At 33.0% G+C, this 16,579-nt stretch carries 11 protein-coding genes and 1 pseudogene; 2 read left to right on the forward strand and 10 right to left on the reverse strand.

Features of this window, described 5'->3' with window-relative positions; genetic code table 11:
• Positions 1-53 precede the first annotated feature (53 nt).
• Complete coding sequence (gene rpsU / locus G7A72_RS06015) at positions 54-248, reverse strand: 30S ribosomal protein S21 (protein WP_035670421.1); 195 nt, start codon at positions 246-248, stop codon at positions 54-56.
• Positions 249-497: 249 nt separating this feature from the next.
• Here rpsU and G7A72_RS06020 point away from each other — a divergent pair, with 249 nt between their 5' ends.
• A complete protein-coding gene (locus tag G7A72_RS06020; RefSeq protein WP_241258582.1) occupies positions 498-1,418 on the forward strand; it encodes an endonuclease/exonuclease/phosphatase family protein in 921 nt (306 codons plus the stop codon).
• 157 nt (positions 1,419-1,575) lie between these two features.
• On the opposite strand, the gene G7A72_RS06025 is transcribed toward G7A72_RS06020, so the two are convergent.
• Together G7A72_RS06025 and G7A72_RS06030 are read right to left on the reverse strand one after the other, a co-directional pair.
• The gene (locus G7A72_RS06025) at positions 1,576-2,745 is read right to left on the reverse strand and encodes an acyl-CoA dehydrogenase family protein (RefSeq protein WP_113665253.1); all 1,170 of its coding nucleotides are present in this window, start codon (positions 2,743-2,745) and stop codon (positions 1,576-1,578) included.
• A 165-nt stretch (positions 2,746-2,910) separates the two neighbouring features.
• Positions 2,911-3,807 (reverse strand): helix-hairpin-helix domain-containing protein, encoded by an 897-nt coding sequence (locus tag G7A72_RS06030; protein ID WP_165151817.1) that lies wholly within the window; start codon positions 3,805-3,807, stop codon positions 2,911-2,913.
• 247 nt (positions 3,808-4,054) lie between these two features.
• Here G7A72_RS06030 and G7A72_RS06035 point away from each other — a divergent pair, with 247 nt between their 5' ends.
• On the forward strand, positions 4,055-5,506 hold the full coding sequence (locus tag G7A72_RS06035; RefSeq protein WP_113665251.1) for an amino acid permease: 1,452 nt from the start codon (positions 4,055-4,057) through the stop codon (positions 5,504-5,506).
• Between the two features lie 75 nt (positions 5,507-5,581).
• On the opposite strand, the gene G7A72_RS06040 is transcribed toward G7A72_RS06035, so the two are convergent.
• The 7 genes and pseudogenes from G7A72_RS06040 to G7A72_RS06070 form a co-directional block, all read right to left on the reverse strand.
• Entirely contained in the window at positions 5,582-5,809 is a 228-nt protein-coding gene (locus tag G7A72_RS06040; protein WP_113665250.1) for a PspC domain-containing protein, read from the reverse strand.
• Positions 5,810-5,865: 56 nt separating this feature from the next.
• Positions 5,866-7,146: a DUF2851 family protein gene (locus G7A72_RS06045; protein ID WP_165151818.1), complete on the reverse strand. Its 1,281-nt coding sequence runs from the start codon at positions 7,144-7,146 to the stop codon at positions 5,866-5,868.
• A 118-nt stretch (positions 7,147-7,264) separates the two neighbouring features.
• A pseudogene (locus G7A72_RS06050) lies at positions 7,265-7,747 on the reverse strand (3'-5' exonuclease).
• 217 nt (positions 7,748-7,964) lie between these two features.
• Entirely contained in the window at positions 7,965-9,326 is a 1,362-nt protein-coding gene (locus G7A72_RS06055) for a pyridoxal-phosphate dependent enzyme (RefSeq protein ID WP_165151819.1), read from the reverse strand.
• Positions 9,327-9,533: 207 nt separating this feature from the next.
• Positions 9,534-11,483: a putative porin gene (locus G7A72_RS06060; RefSeq protein ID WP_165151820.1), complete on the reverse strand. Its 1,950-nt coding sequence runs from the start codon at positions 11,481-11,483 to the stop codon at positions 9,534-9,536.
• 223 nt (positions 11,484-11,706) lie between these two features.
• Positions 11,707-13,335 (reverse strand): RagB/SusD family nutrient uptake outer membrane protein, encoded by a 1,629-nt coding sequence (locus G7A72_RS06065; RefSeq protein WP_165151821.1) that lies wholly within the window; start codon positions 13,333-13,335, stop codon positions 11,707-11,709.
• Positions 13,336-13,351: 16 nt separating this feature from the next.
• Positions 13,352-16,438 (reverse strand): TonB-dependent receptor, encoded by a 3,087-nt coding sequence (locus G7A72_RS06070; RefSeq protein WP_165151822.1) that lies wholly within the window; start codon positions 16,436-16,438, stop codon positions 13,352-13,354.
• Between the last annotated feature and the right edge of the window lie 141 nt (positions 16,439-16,579).

Consider the following 16,579-nt stretch of genomic DNA (forward strand, 5'->3'; position numbering starts at 1 on the left):
CATCAAAGTTATAAAATTTTGATGACTAACGGTATTTTATTTAATGGAATCGACTAACTCTCTAAGTTATCTCTCATATTTTGGATATAAGCCGCTTTTTGAATTTTGATTCTATTGGTTACTGAAGGCTTAATAAAAGCAGTACGTGCTCTTAGTTGACGAACAGTTCCTGTTTTATCAAATTTTCTTTTGTAACGTTTTAACGCTCTATCGATATTTTCTCCGTCTTTAATTGGTATAATTAACATAATATAGACACCCCCTTTCTTTAGACTGCAAAAGTAGGATAATAAAGCGAACTTACAAGTATTTGCATAATTTTATTTATTTTTACCAACTAAATAAAGTTTATGTGGTTTATCGTAATTTTTATTCTACTGCTATTTGCAAGTATTTTACCCTATATGCCACTGACACATTGGTTCTATAGGTTTTTTGAGTTTGGGAAAATTCAAATACTTATTTTACAGAGTACAGCTTTAATCTTTAGCTTTATCTTGATAGATGAATCTGATGTTTGGATACCTATTCTTCAGTTATTGACTTTAATAAGTATTATAGACCATCTTGCAACTCTTTCCAAATACACTTCTTTTCACAAATCAGTACAAAAAGAACCTTGTAATATTTCTTCAGAAATAATTACAGTCCTTTCGGCAAACGTATTTCAAGAAAACAAAGAATATGAACAATTTATAGCTTTGATTAATAAATACAATCCGGATATTTTTTTAACCATGGAATCTGATAAAAATTGGGAAAAGGCACTCTCAGTTTTGGATAACAAATACAAATACAATATCAAAGTAGCCTTAGACAATACGTATGGCATGCATTTATATTCTAAATTAAAAATAACTAATCACAGCGTTCATTATTTTGTAGCGGATGATCTTCCCAGCATTGAGGCAAAAATAAGAACTGGAGACAATTTTGAATTTACTTTCTTTGGCGTCCATCCACCACCGCCAAGTCCTACTGAGGAAGAAAATTCCAAAGAGCGTGATGGAGAGCTTTTGAGTATCGCAAAAAAAATAAAACAAAACGCTGATACTTGTGTTGTAGTTGGGGATTTTAACAATGTGGCTTGGGCAAAATCCTCCATCTTATTTAGAAAAACCAGCGAGACTATAGACGGAAGAATTGGCAGAGGATTTATCTCCAGTTTTCATACCAAATACTGGTTTCTAAGATTTCCTATTGACTTGATGTTTCACACATCAGATGTATTTATTGATGAATTAAAAAGTTTAGAACATTTCGGATCTGATCATTTTCCGATATATGCAAAATTTTTCATCAACAAGAAGACATCTGAACAAGAACATTTAACAGAAAACTTAGAAGAGGGAGAACACGAGATTGTTCAAGAAATAATTATAGAAGGCATAAATGAAAAAAGCGACAATCGTAACTGATTGTCGCTTTTTTTATGATTTTAAAAACACTTGCGCTTTCAACAAATTTCTATAAATCGCTATTTTTTTAATTTCAGTAATTCCTCTCCGAAGAGAAATAATTTAGAAATTATTCAACATTCACTATCCTCTATCTGAATTGATTATCGGCGAGCTATTATTTCACAGCTGGCTCATAATTTTGATTGTCGATAATCATTTTTCCTAAAATCTCTTTAAGAATTTCTGAAGTTCCTCCGCCTATTGGCCCTAAACGACTATCTCTAAACAAACGTGCTAATGGATACTCCTCCATATAACCATAACCCCCTAACATTTGCAAACAGCTGTAAATAGCATCATCTGCAACTTTTGTGGATTTCAGCTTAGCCATGGTTGCCTCCTTAACAACGTATTCCCCTTTATCTAAACGAGCAACAGCGGCATAGTTAAACACCTTACAATGTTCTACCTCTGTTGCATGCTCAACTAACGTATGTCTAAGTGCTTGAAACTTGCTGATTTTTTTCCCGAACGCTTCTCTATGCGACATGTAATCTATGGTATAATCTATCGCATATTCAGCTCTAGCATGTGCGTTTATTGCCATTATTAAACGCTCTAAAGCAAAATGTTGCATGATATAAGGAAACCCTTTCCCCTCTTCACCCATTAAGTTTTCTGCTGGAATCTCTACGTTATCAAATGCAATTTCGGCTGTATCCGATGCTCTCCAACCTAATTTATCTAGCTTAACGGCAGATATACCCTTTAAACCAGTATCCATTAAAAAAATGCTAATCCCTTTGTTACCGAGTTCAGGATTAGTCTTTGCTGCAACAATATAATAGTCTGCATAAACACCGTTTGTAATAAATGTTTTAGAACCATTAATAATATATTTGTCTCCTTTTTTAACGGCGTTAGTGCGCATCCCCGCAACATCACTACCCCCAAAAGGCTCTGAAATACATAAAGCACCTATTTTCTTTCCAGCGATACTTGGCACTAAGTAGTCTTGTTTTATTCTTTCGTCACCCTCAGCATTCAAATGGGTCATCGCTAAATACCCATGAGCCCACATTGCAGCAGCAAAACCTGATGACTTAATTTTTTGTAATTCTTCTAGAAAAATAACAGTATAAAATAAATCTAGATCTAGACCGCCATAAGCCTCAGGATATGCAATTCCGAAGTAACCCATCTCGCCAAATTTCTCCCAAATAAAACGTTCTATCGTACCTGTTTTTTCCCACTTTTCAATATGCGGAACAACTTCTTTCTGCAAAAAATCTTTTAAACTTTCTCTAAACGCCTGATGTTCTTCAGTGAAATAATTTGAATTCATATATTATATATTTTTTTAACAAATAGTATTAATTGAAACATTATGATACAGCTATGCCTCAGATTTCTTTTTTTTACGGTTAAAATAATTAGTGAATAGAAAAGTAATGCATCTATTTTAAAATGCATTATAATATTGCTGTCAATAGTCAAAAATTTGACACTTCTAATTAAAGTCCAAATATAAGCCAATTAAATTTGCTTTATCAACAGGAAATCCCTTAATTTTTGTTAAATCCTCAATATTCTTTATATTTCCTTTCATACTTCTATAGGTAACTATTTCTTTAGCCAAGGAGTATCTGAAATAATAAAATTGAGCAAGTTCCTTTAAAGACGCGTTATTAATATCAATTTTCTTAAAGTCAGGAACAATTGAAACTTTGAAATGAGTATTCAAATTTTCGATTACTTCGGGAGATAATCCCCAAACCTCTTTCATTTGCTCCATGGAAACAAATCCTCCCAAAAGTTCTTTTTGTTTTAAAATCCGGATAGAAATAGCATCGCCAATCCCATATATTTTTACTAAATCCTCTTTCGTAGCCTGATTTATATCAATAAGAACAATTTTTTCTTTTTTGGCGAAAGCCTGATTTTGATACGATGTATATTCTTTAAATTTAGTATTGTATTTTTTATTATTTACCCAATCCGGAAATTTAAAATAAGGAGCCATGACATGTAGCAAGGAATCTGAGACTTTGGTCACATTTTGAAATTCCTTAGGCGAATTTACATACTTGTTCTCTTTTCTAAAAGCCAGCAAACGATCAATTTCCTGAACAGACATTCCAAGCTTATACCCTTTATAATCCGTTATAAAATTAGGGTTGAAAAGATATATTTTCGGTTTGCTATTTTTAGCATCCATTATAAGAGAATCCATTTCAGACTGGAGAGAAAGCCATTTTTGTTTCTCAGGATATTCTTTACTCACAGCGCTAAAATCAACAAAAAAACATACGAGTTGCATTACGACAATAACTAGAAACAAAAAGAAAATACCTGTGCGTTGTTCCTTAGTGAATTTAAAATAACTTTGAATCGTTTTGAAACTCATATTGTATTGATGGATTTTCACGTTGAAATAATGAGTCTAAAATTAGAAATAAAATTAAGATAAAATAACTTTGAAAATAAAAATATTTCAAATGAAAATTAACATTTTCAATAGACCCTTTTTATACGAAATCAATATTAAAAAGGGCAATGCATCATTTTTTACAACTTAAAATTCAATTATTGTTTTTATTTTTTATAAAAAACAATACATTTGGAGCTTAATAACAAACAAAACCATATAACCCATGTCAATTTGGAAAACTAAACCACTTTCGGTATTGCTAAATGAAGCATCAGAATCTGAAAAAGGATTAAAAAGGACTTTGTCTTCACGTTCATTAGTAGCACTTGGAGTTGGAGCAATTATTGGAGCAGGATTATTCTCGTTAACGGGTATTGCTGCTGCAGAACATGCTGGTCCGGCAGTTACACTTTCATTTATTTTAGCCGCTGTAGGATGTGCTTTTGCAGGGCTTTGCTATGCTGAGTTTGCATCCATGATACCAGTAGCAGGTAGTGCTTACACATACTCCTATGCCACAATGGGAGAATTTATGGCTTGGATCATCGGATGGGATTTAGTCCTTGAATATGCACTAGGAGCCGCAACAGTTGGAGTGAGTTGGTCTCGTTATTTACTTGAATTATTAAACAAATACGGCATACATCTCCCCCATGATTTAATATGTTCTCCTTGGGAAACATTAAAACTAAGCGATGGAACTATTATAGAAGGTGGTATGATAAATCTTCCTGCCATTTTTATTGTTTCTATGTTATCACTATTATTAATAAGAGGAACAAAAGAATCTGCTTCAATAAACAACATTTTAGTTGTAGTAAAAGTAATCGTAGTTATCATGTTTATCGTTTTAGGCTGGAGCTTTATTGACACTGCAAATTACACTCCGTATATCCCTGAAAACACAGGTGTTTTTGGAGAGTTTGGATGGTCAGGAATTGCCGCTGGTGCTGGAACTGTTTTCTTTGCCTTCATTGGTTTTGACGCTGTTTCTACAGCTGCACAAGAAGCAAAAAACCCACAAAAAGGAATGCCAATTGGTATTTTAGGATCATTAGTAATCTGTACAATATTATATGTCTTATTTGCGCATGTAATGACTGGACTTGTACCTTATAATGAATTTGCAGGAGATGCTAAACCAGCAGCAACAGCATTTGCAAGAACTGGTTATACTTTTTTACAAACTGGTTTAATCGTGGCTATTTTAGCGGGATATACTTCTGTAATGTTGGTGATGTTAATGGGACAAAGTCGTGTTTTTTACACCATGAGTAAAGATGGTTTATTGCCTTCATTCTTTAGTGACATTCACTCAAAATTCAGAACACCATGGAAAACAAATCTTTTCTTCATGGTATTCGTGAGTCTTTTTGCAGGTTTCGTACCCGTAAGTGATTTAGGACATATGGTAAGTATCGGAACATTATTAGCGTTTGTATTAGTATGTATTGGAGTATTGGTAATGCGTAAAAAAATGCCCGATGCACCAAGATCATTCAAAACGCCATTCGTTCCTTATGTTCCCATTGCAGGAATATTAATCTGTTTGGCATTAATGTATTCGTTACCTAATGAAAGTTGGGCTAGGTTAATCATCTGGATGGCATTAGGAGTAGCTATCTATTTTATCTATGGAAGGAAAAATAGTAAATTGAACAATCCAGATAAATAGATTCATATCATAATCAAAAAAGGGATTATAAAGCATTTCAACTGCTTTATAATCCCTTTTTCTATTTAAAGATTTTTACAAATCAAAAACAGATGTACGTTTTGCCCGAATCAAATCCTTTAATCGAATCCAGAATGCAAGCGTTAAATAAACGGCAAACCACAATCCAGCAGTAACAAACGATAAATAAATAAAAAAAAGTCGGACACTACTGGCACGCATTCCCAAAGTATCCGCCAAACGCGAGGAAACATGAAAACCGTGTTTCTCAAAAAAAAACTTGAGCTTTATGATTACTGACATTTTAAAAAATTATTAGTTATGTGCAAAATTACAAAATTATCCAGTTGATGCCTTTGCTAAACCACTAATTGTTTTTTCAGTAATTCTATTCCTACGCTACACTCCAAACATTTACTTTTGTTACAATATTCATTCTTGAGTTGAAGCAATGATTGCGTCTCAAACGCACTTTTTGAAACAATTCCGAAAGAATTAAACTTATCAATAATAGCATTTTTTTCTGGTGTAACTTCATTTAAGAGTTGAATCAAATCCTCAGAAATTTCTTTTCCCTGACTTTTTGCAAAAGCAAATTGTAACGGAATTATGGTATTTATAACAATCAAATCAATGAAAGATTTAGCAAGCGATTTCCTTTTATTTGGGCTTTCTTTATCAAATTGATAATGATTAAGCCAATATTCAGAAACTGAAACCTGAAACAAATCATAACAGCTTTTCAAAGAATTTATGGCACTTATTTTTGAGAATAAATTCTGCTGATTATGGTATAAGTTGGCCAACTGGGAAAGCCGAATCGTTGGGAAATTATCCGGACGATGCTTGAAAAATTGAACTGGTTCCGTACAAATTTTTTCTAGTTGGTATTTATGCAATAAATAGAAATACCTGAATTTTAAATCTTTAAAATAATTGTCTTCTTTATTAAAATCCAATAATCCAGCGGTTCCAAAAATCAAAGCTTCCAGATTCTCGACCTCGAAACTTTCTTTTCTCACAATTGAAAAAGGAATATTTTGTGCGATTTTCAAAAAGATCTCACCATTCATATTTAATCCAAAATTCTTCGCCAAAAGACAAAATAACACCGCTTCCCAATCCTGATTGGTTTGTTCCAATAAATCAAATATCGGTTTTGATTTTCTTTCCAAACGTTCAAAAAACAAAGGTTCTTGCCAATTTTTGAATACAAATGCATCAATTTCTTGAATTTGTTTTTCGCAGAAAATCCAAGATTTAGGAGAAACTAAAGATTGATAATTAGATAGTGTTAAAGAATCAACATGTTTTCTAAGTTCCAAAACAGGAATCTCTGTGTCATTTTTTCTAAAAATTTCTGTGTCGTGTTCCCATACCACATGAAGAATCACGTTTTCGTAGGCTTCATCTCTTTCGTGATGATGCACGTACCAATCTGAAGATTTAAGATGAATTTCTACATTTCCAGCCCATTTTTGCTTATCAATAGTTATTTGGGCATTAAAAAAATCAGGTCCGGCAAGTTCTAAATATTGTCCAGCATTAATAATTGTAATTTCCTCCCCATTGCAGGTTTTCAAATTTAAGGTATCAAATTTCTTAAATTTCCAGAGATAATGAAGGAAATCTTCTTTCATATTGACCATATTAGATTGAATACTAATGTAATAAAAAAAGAAATAACAAATTATCTAAAATAAAAAAAATCAGAAATTTCACTAAAGAGAGTAGCGAAATTGGAAAATATAAATGTTTTTATTTCATCAGGTACAATTTGGCGCAAGCCCGAGCATCCGATAAAGCTTCGTGATGATTCAATGAAATATTCATTTCTCGGCAACAATCACTCAATTTGGTTGGCTTCAATCCTTTAGCTTTGTAGATTTTAACGGTACATTCCCATCAAGAAGCGATATTCAAATCAGCGTAATCTAAATTATAAAGCGCCATTGATTTTGCCAAAACATTCCTGTCAAAACTTTCATTGTGCGCCACTACTACTCTATTTTTGAGTCTTTTTTGAATTTCAGGATACACTTGAGCAAATGATTTAGCATTCACCGTATCGCAAGGATATATCCCATGCACTTGAATGGTAAAAGGAGAGTATAAATTATTTGGCGGTTTAATCAAGGCAACAAACTCGTCGACAATTATTCCGTTTTCTACGGTTACGATACCTACAGAACAGGGATGATATCCAATTGCGGTTTCAAAATCTATAGCAGTAAAGGTCAATTTGATTCAGGATTAAAGGTTAACGGTTTAGATAATAGATTTACAAAAGTACTATCAATTACAAAAGTTCAAAGCATTCGCTAACTTTCTTTTTATTTCTTGTTGCAAATTTTAGTCTCCAAAATTTTTACAACAACAAACTAATTAAACCAAAAAACCTGCAAGCTTTTTCGAATCTTGCAGGAGTATAGTTAGGAAATAACTTGTACTTTTAAGATTATTTTATTGAACCAATAATATCATATTTAGTAATAATATGATGACTTCCATTTTCTAATTCCACTAGAACAGCTTCATTTTCTTTAGTGAATAATTTAGAAACTTCTTCAATAGGTGTTCCGTGTTTCACAATTGGAAAAGGTTTCCCCATCACCTCTTTAATCGGTTTGTCAGATACATCTTTATCAGCTACGTAACTTTGAAACAAATCACTTTCATCAACAGAACCCACAAATCCTGTAATATCAATCACCGGAATTTGAGAAATTTTGTATTTACGCATTCTTTCTATGGCATGCGAAACTAACTCTTCGGTACGAACCACAATTAATGGTTTATCGATATGGTCTTTGATAACATCCTCCGCTTTTGTGATTTCTTCTTCCAGAAAACCACGTTCGCGCATCCAATCATCATTAAACATTTTACCTACATAGCGACTTCCTGAATCATGAAAAAGCACCACAACAACGTCTTCGGGTTTAAAATGTTCTTTAAGTTGCAACAATCCTTTAATTGCTGCTCCAGCTGAATTCCCAACAAATATTCCTTCTTCAAGTGCAATTTTACGCGTATAGACCGCAGCATCTTTGTCCGTCACTTTTGTAAAACCGTCAATTAGAGAGAAATCAACATTTTTTGGCAAAATATCTTCTCCAATTCCTTCGGTGATATAGGAATAGATTTCATTTTCGTCAAAAATCCCCGTTTCGTGGTATTTTTTAAACACAGAACCATAGGTGTCAATTCCCCATATTTTAATATTTGGATTTTTCTCTTTCAGGTATTTTGCTACTCCTGAGATTGTCCCTCCAGTCCCTACTCCTACTACAAAATGAGTAATCTTACCTTCCGTTTGTTCCCAAATTTCAGGACCCGTTTGCTCGTAATGCGCTATTGCATTTGAAGGGTTATCGTATTGATTTACATACCAAGAATTAGGCGTTTCCGTTGCTAAACGTTTAGAAACCGAATAATAGGAACGTGGATCAGTTGGTTCTACATCCGTGGGGCAAACTACAACTTTTGCTCCAACCGCACGAAGAATATCCATTTTTTCTTTAGACTGTTTGTCTGAAATCACACAAATCAGTTTGTACCCTTTTATGATGGCTACTAATGCCAATCCCATTCCGGTATTTCCCGAAGTCCCTTCAATGATTGTTCCGCCTGGCTTTAATCGTCCATCAGCCTCAGCATCTGCAATCATTTTTACGGCCATTCTGTCTTTAACGGAATTCCCGGGATTGAACGTTTCGACTTTTGCAAGAACTAAAGCCTCTACTTCGGAAGTTACTTTATTAAGTTTTACTAAAGGTGTATTACCTATTGTGCCTAATATATTATCTGCGTAGCGCATTATAGTTTTATTTTAAGATTGTAATTTGTTGTAAATAGTGCTGCAAAGATAGTATTTTGTTATAAAATATTCTTGTTTACGGGATTTTGCGTTCGTGATAAAAGCGATATCCTTTCTTTGCCTCCCTTAAGCAAGGAAAGATAAAGCGGATAGCACGATAAAACGCCCAGGAAAACATAATTGGTACCCTATAATTCTAAGAAGAAATTAATTGAAGAAGTTCCAAATCAAACCAAATCGAATCGTAAAATCACGCGATGGATTATTGGGTGACGCATAAAAATTATTCCCCATAAGAGCCGAATTAAAATGTTCCACCTTGAAATAAATCCTTGTTCGCTGCACTTTTGCATTGATGAAAAAATCTAGGTTTGGATGATTCCCAATTTGTTTATCATTTTGAACAAAAAACTCTCCTATTACAGGATTATAGTCATTAGCATAATACTTGGAAAAATAATTCAGTGAAATCCCTGTTTGTAGGAATAGCGCTTTTTTAAACAAATAATTGGAATAATAAAAAGTATTTCGGGTGACAATTTCAGGAACATTCAAAATAGCTTCGTCTTGTTCCGTTTTTTGATATAAAATTGTATTGTCCAAAGCAAAATTTCCAAATTTTAACTCTCTGCTGATTTTAATCGATAAATAATTTATAGTTCCATCGTATTGTGATGGAGCCACAATTTGGGTTTTGGCAAGGATTTGCTCTGAATTTGAAATGTTATTAAAATACAAATGATCCTTTAAAACTGAAAATTGTACCTCGGCATTAACCCAAGGGGAAATGGCATTTGCTTTGATTGTATTGATTTTTTCGTTTTTAAAATCATTTGACCAATTGTATTGTACAAAACTGCTTTGGTGCAAATTATAATTATTATTTGGCAGTTTATTTATATTTTGGTACTGAAATGCAAGTTGGATTTCATCATTCAGTTCGTATTGTAATTTAGCATCTAAATTAGACAGCGATTGTGCCGTTACCGATCTGGAGTATAAAAATTTACCATTCCATTTATTGCGTCGATATTCATACTGCCCACCAGCGCTATTGATTTCCTGACTGAAAGAACTCGGTATGGTACGGTCATCAAAAATAAGGATTTGATTGTAATAATAGTTTGATCTGAAATCATCTATAAAAAAATGAAAAGTACCCAAAGTAGTATTCTCATATATCAATCCTACTTTGTTATACATTTTATTATAACGAGTTTGATCATTTATACCACTATCCAAATAAGATTCTCCAAAACGGAAAACTGTCTCCGAACCAACTGTTGATGGGACTGTTGCCTGATTGTATTCAAAAAACTTATTCTCGTAATTAAATTGATGCGTCAAGTACAAATTATTATCGCCCTTTTTAGGATTAATTCTAAAATTGTGATCCAGAAAAATTCTTTTCCCTTTTAGAAAGGATTTGGCATCATTAAAATACACTTCAAATCGTTGTCGGTTATTATAGTTAGGATCCTCGCTTTCAAAATCTTCAATAGTTGTGATTCCACCGTTTTCCTCATTCAAAATATCTTGAAAAGTGTAATGTGCTTTAGCAAAATAGCGTTTATTTTTAGTGTTGTAATTTGTGGTGAATCTAAAATTACCGGTACTAGACAATTGATTGATATACTCACCCTCTGACCGCAATCCTTTGTAAGCTATCGAAAAATTAAGATTTTCAGAAGTATTTAATGTAATAAAAGCATCGACAGACTGCCCTTTTCTGACAGTAGTTTTAAAATACAGTTCGGTAACAGGTGTCGCAACAGAATAATATCTTATCTGATTCGCTTCTAAAAAATTAAAATGTTTTGCTTTAAAACCAAACTCAGGATATTGTGAAAAATCCGTTAAACTATATTGCAGCGTATTATAAGTTTGTCCATCATTTGCAAAAGGCAAAAGTCCAAAAATATCTTTTCGCAAATAGTTGTGGCTGTATTCTTTTTGAATCGTAAGCGAAGTATCGATGTAAGTAGTGTCGTTTTCTATGGTGATTACCTTGTAGAGATCGATGGTTGCTATTTTTATATTTTCGATAGAATCAGAAATTCTAAGGGGTTTGTTTTTTTCTATAATTCTGTCATTTTTTGTTTGAGCAAAAAAAGCTACTGGTATTAGCAAAAAAAAGAAAAGAAAGATAATTCTCATTTGTTGGGATATATAATTAAGCAATTATTTTAAATCTTATAATCGAACAAAGGTATATCATTAAGAGTTATGAATAAAAAAAGAAGTACAAATATGAAATTAAAAAAATCAAATTAAAATGAGAATCTAAAAAAAAACAGTAGCAAACATAAGTTCACTACTGTTTTAAAAATATACTGTTATTTATTATTAATCTTGTATCGCTTTTTCAGGGATAGACAATTTAATAACCAGGGTTTTGTTGTGCTCTTAACGTTGGATTAGAATCCAATTCTAATTGCGGTATTGGCCACAAAAACTTAAAGTTATCGTAAGGAATTGCATTTACACCCAAAGCTCCTGAGTACGGAGTACCTAATGCATATGCAGTTAAAGCAGTTGGAGCACTTGAAAATCCTCCGTTAGCAGCTTTTGCAGGAACTCCATCAATTGGAAATAATGGATCTTTTTGTAATCTATGGATATCTGCCCAACGGCGACCTTCCATAAGAAATTCTATTCTTCTTTCTTTTAAAATAGCTCCAAGTAACTGAACATTTGAAGTAAAACTAAGTGCAGTAAAAGCTTGCGTTGTTGGATTAGCCAAAGACCTGTTTCTTACTGAATTCAATCTTGCCAAACCATTCGTCACATCGCTAGTTCTAGCATAAGCTTCAGCCATATTTAATGCTACCTCGGCATATCTAATAATTGGTGCAGCATCAGTTTTGTTTACACCGTCTTTATATTTTTTGGTGAATTTAGAATTAGGATAGTAACTTCCAATACCAGTTATAACCATAGTACCTTCAGCTCTTCTTTTATCATCTGCCAACCAACTTGGATCTCTCCAAATAATTGGACTAATAGCTACTAAACCACGACCATTAGAGGCAGCAGGAATTGGAGGATGATACATATTAGCCAAAGCACCATTTGCACCAGGATTATTAGTAGCACCATTTGCAATAGAGAAAATAGATTCTGTATTTGAACTGTTACTAGCGAAAGGAGTATCAGGATTAGCCGTCATTGAATACAAACCATCCAATTTTTTACCTTCTGTAATTACACCATCCCAGTTACGCATGTGCAAATGAACTCTTGTTTTGTAAGCTATAGCAGCCTCCTTGGTAATTCTTTCAATTTTTGCAGCACCAGCTCTAGCACTTTTTGAAAAAAGCAACGTCTCAGCGTCATCTAAATCTTTAAGAATTTTAGTATAACACTCAGCAACAGTATTTCTACCTTGAGCCAAACCAAGTTCAATATTTGCAGGAGTATTATAAGGAATCTCTCTGTAAGGAACACCTAAACTAGCCCCATTATTATCTTGGAAAGGTCTTGCATAAAAAATTAGCAATTCATTGTGCGCAATCGCTCTAAAAAATTTTGCTTGACCAATATAATCATTAGCTAATTCCTGAGAAATTATTCCGCTTGCAGCTGCTTTTGTAACACCTTCAATAACAATATTTGTTCTATTAATCAAGCGATAAGCATCAGCCCAATAATAAACGTTATTCGCTGTAGTAGGATCGTAAGTACCTGTGTAAGTTAATTGATAAAATGCTGCTAAGTTAACTACATCTTCTCCTCTATTATCTCCTTGTTGAACATAAGCCGCTCCAAAAACATATCCTCTTGCTCCTGCACCATTAAAGTTACCCAATTGAGCACCATTATACATACCTGTTACTGAAAGATCAATTAAAGCAGGAGTCTCAAATGCAACATTTTCTGAAATACTATTAAAAGGACTTAATTCTATGGTACTTTCTTCACTACATGAAGTAAATAAAAGTGAGACCATCATTAACGGAACCGCAATTTTAGCGCTCCATAAGGATAAAAATTTATTTTTATTTTTCATTTTTTTCGTTTTAAAATTAGAAACCTACATTAAGACCAAGAGTAAATATTCTAGATCTTGGAGTACCATTTAAATCAATACCAGTAATTTCCATTTCAGGATCTAAACCTTTATAGTCTGTTATAATTAATAGATTTTGACCTTGCACAAAAAGTCTAAATTTATCTACTCCAATTTTTTCTAAAACTGTTCTCGGTAAATTATAACCTAAAGTTACGTTGTCCAATTTAATATAGTCACCATCTTCAACAAAACGAGTTGATGCTTGATTCAAATTGATAAAAGTTTCTCTATCATCTCTCAATCTTGGAGTCCAGCCATCACCAGGATTAGCAGCACTTTGCCATCTTCCTAATATTTCTGTACTGTTGTTATTGAAATTCATAGTCAATGCATCACGTCTTGTTGAATTGTGAATCTTATTACCTCCACTAAAACGGAACATAAAGCCTAAATCAAAATCTTTGTATCTCATGTTAGAATTAAAAGCTCCAAAATAAGTAGGAAGCACATTTCCTAAAATACTTTTATCAGATGTACTCAAAGAAGAAGCAACTGAAACGTCTGTAGGATTACTTGGATCAAAAACTCTGTATGCCTGAGTATCTATATTTCCTTGAACTAATGAACCATCCGCTTTGTAATAAACTGGGTTACCATTAGATGGATTCACTCCCCAATATTTAAAACCATATAATGCATAAGGAGACTCACCCTCTCTTAATATATTGTTTCCAGTATTAAAGTTATCTGCATCTACATAATTAATATCCTGTCCATTAACTAAAGTGTTCACTTTACTTTTAACCAAAGATAAATTAGCATTCAAAGTCCATTCAAAGTTTTCAGTTTTAACAGCTGATGCTTCAACAGATATTTCATGACCAGAATTTTTTAATGAACCAATATTTTGTGATATTGAATTATTTGGAACACCTAATGATAATGGCTGAGGCACAGCTAAAATCAATCCATCTTGATTGTTGATAAAATAATCATACGTAAATTTCAAACGATTATTAAAAAAAGCTAAATCTACACCGTAATCAATTTTTTCAGAGGTTTCCCATTTTAATTGGTTATTACCAGCCTGAGAATATCCAATACCATTGTACTCTGCATATTTAGAATTATTGTACAATCCTAAATACGGATAATTACCAATATCAGTATTACCAACTTCAGCATAAGAAGCTCTTAATTTAAATTCAGAAATAACATTTTCTAAAGGTGCCATAAAAGACTCTTTGTTTACGCTCCAACCTCCAGAAACTCCCGGGAAAGTACCCCATTTGTTTGCAGAAGGCAATGATGAAAGACCATCTTTACGTATAGATCCTTGAAGAAAATATTTTTCTTTATAGTTATATGTTAATCTTCCTGCGTAAGAAATGATTCCGTTTTCAGAAATCGAACCACCAGATACTTGTGTAGCATAAGAACCTGAAATCAAACCTTGATTGAAAAAAGTATCAGACAAACCATTACCTCCTCCGAAGAAAGAATTCACTCTTTGTTTTTGTGCTTCATAAATTGCAGTAGCTCCAATATTATGAGCATCACCAAAGGTTTTGTTATATGACAAAATATTTTGAACATTCCAACGTGTTAAGTTTGAAAAGTTATTTCTAACTAATCCTGCTACACCAGCACCATCGCCATTAATTGGATTTAAATATTGAAAACCTTCTGTACCAATTGCATCTACACTTCCTTGAGTTTTAAAATTTAAACTAGGTAAAATTTTAAAATCAGCAAACAGACTCACTAAAGATCTATCCACTTTTGATCTGTAAATATTATTATCTAAAACATAGACAATGTTCGGTAAATTATTACCAATAACTGATAAGTTTTCCCCTTGACCAACACTTCCACCAGCAATGTTATAACCCGTTGGATTTGTTGCATCGTATATAGCAGTATTAGGCAATTGACGCATAGCATTAAACATCAAACCTGATAATGAACCTTGACCAATATTCAATCCATTATTCTGTGTTCTTGACAAAGCAGCATTTACACCAATGTTTAACCAGCTTTTCACTTTTTGGTCTACATTAGCTCTTATATTATATCTAGTTTGGTCATTTGATTTTGCAATACCTTCTTGCTCATTGTATCCAACAGAAAAATAATAGTTTGTTTTATCCGTTGAACCAGAGAGAGATAAATTATGATCCGTTTGAAAAGCATTAGAACGCAGCACCGCTTTTTGCCAATCTGTATTAAATTTAGTTCCAGCAGCCCATGGTGACGCAGCTCTGTTTGATCTTTTTTCGTTTTGAATTGTAACAAAATCATTAGTCCCTAACAAGTCTAAAAAATCAATTGGTGAGGCAACTCCAGTGTACGTGTTATAATTCACTCTAAACTTACCGCCTTTTCCTTTTTTAGTTGTAATTAAGATTACCCCGTTTGCTGCTCTAGAACCATAAATAGCGGTTGCAGAACCATCTTTTAAAATCTCTGTTGACTCAATATCAGCTGGATTAATATCCCCTAAAGCATTTGTATTAGCATACCCTCCTACATCTCCAGTAAAAATCGGCACCCCATCAACAACAACCAAAGGATAACTTCCAGAAGAAATAGAACCTATTCCTCTAATTCTGATTCTAGGAGCTTGTCCTAACACACCTGAATTAGAAGTAATTTGAACTCCCGCAGCTCTACCAGCCAATTGAGATTCAAAACTAGGAGTTGCTAAATTTGCTATAGACTCTCCTTTAATTTGAGAAATTGAACCAGTAAGATTCTTTTTCTTTTGAGTTCCATAACCAACAACTACCACTTCTTCCAAGGTATTACTATCCTGCTCCATTCTAATATTAACCGTTGCAGAAGCTCCTACAGTAGCAGTTATTTCTTTCATACCTACAAAAGAGAATACTAAAACTTCACCGACATTAGCTTTAATGGAATATTTACCATCAAAATCAGTATACGAACTTCTATTCGTACCTTTAACAACAACATTAGCTCCTGGTATAGAACCAGCTGCATCAGATACTACACCAGATACCGTTTTCTCTTGAGCAAACGATAACTGCATTGATAACGCTAAAAAAAGCGTGATAATCCATTTGTACTTTGATCTCATATTAATTTATTGAATTAGTTATTTGACAAAAATCATAATAATTTCTTAAAGAAACAAATTTATTTTACAAACAAAGAAGTTAACATTTGTTAAAGTTTCTACTTAAATTAATAGATAAACTCATTTTTTTTTGATATTTAC

Origin of the sequence: Flavobacterium sp. Sr18, assembly GCF_011064265.1 — a bacterium.
Lineage (GTDB): Bacteria > Bacteroidota > Bacteroidia > Flavobacteriales > Flavobacteriaceae > Flavobacterium > Flavobacterium petrolei.

Bases quoted from the DNA above. Each gene is read 5' to 3' on its own strand.
- rpsU (WP_035670421.1), bottom strand. From the start codon at position 248: ATGTTAATTATACCAATTAAAGACGGAGAAAATATCGATAGAGCGTTA.
- G7A72_RS06045 (WP_165151818.1), bottom strand. From the start codon at position 7,146: ATGAAAGAAGATTTCCTTCATTATCTCTGGAAATTTAAGAAATTTGAT.
- G7A72_RS06025 (WP_113665253.1), bottom strand. From the start codon at position 2,745: ATGAATTCAAATTATTTCACTGAAGAACATCAGGCGTTTAGAGAAAGT.
- G7A72_RS06070 (WP_165151822.1), bottom strand. From the start codon at position 16,438: ATGAGATCAAAGTACAAATGGATTATCACGCTTTTTTTAGCGTTATCA.
- G7A72_RS06030 (WP_165151817.1), bottom strand. From the start codon at position 3,807: ATGAGTTTCAAAACGATTCAAAGTTATTTTAAATTCACTAAGGAACAA.
- G7A72_RS06055 (WP_165151819.1), bottom strand. From the start codon at position 9,326: ATGCGCTACGCAGATAATATATTAGGCACAATAGGTAATACACCTTTA.
- G7A72_RS06065 (WP_165151821.1), bottom strand. From the start codon at position 13,335: ATGAAAAATAAAAATAAATTTTTATCCTTATGGAGCGCTAAAATTGCG.
- G7A72_RS06040 (WP_113665250.1), bottom strand. From the start codon at position 5,809: ATGTCAGTAATCATAAAGCTCAAGTTTTTTTTTGAGAAACACGGTTTT.
- G7A72_RS06035 (WP_113665251.1), top strand. From the start codon at position 4,055: ATGTCAATTTGGAAAACTAAACCACTTTCGGTATTGCTAAATGAAGCA.
- G7A72_RS06060 (WP_165151820.1), bottom strand. From the start codon at position 11,483: ATGAGAATTATCTTTCTTTTCTTTTTTTTGCTAATACCAGTAGCTTTT.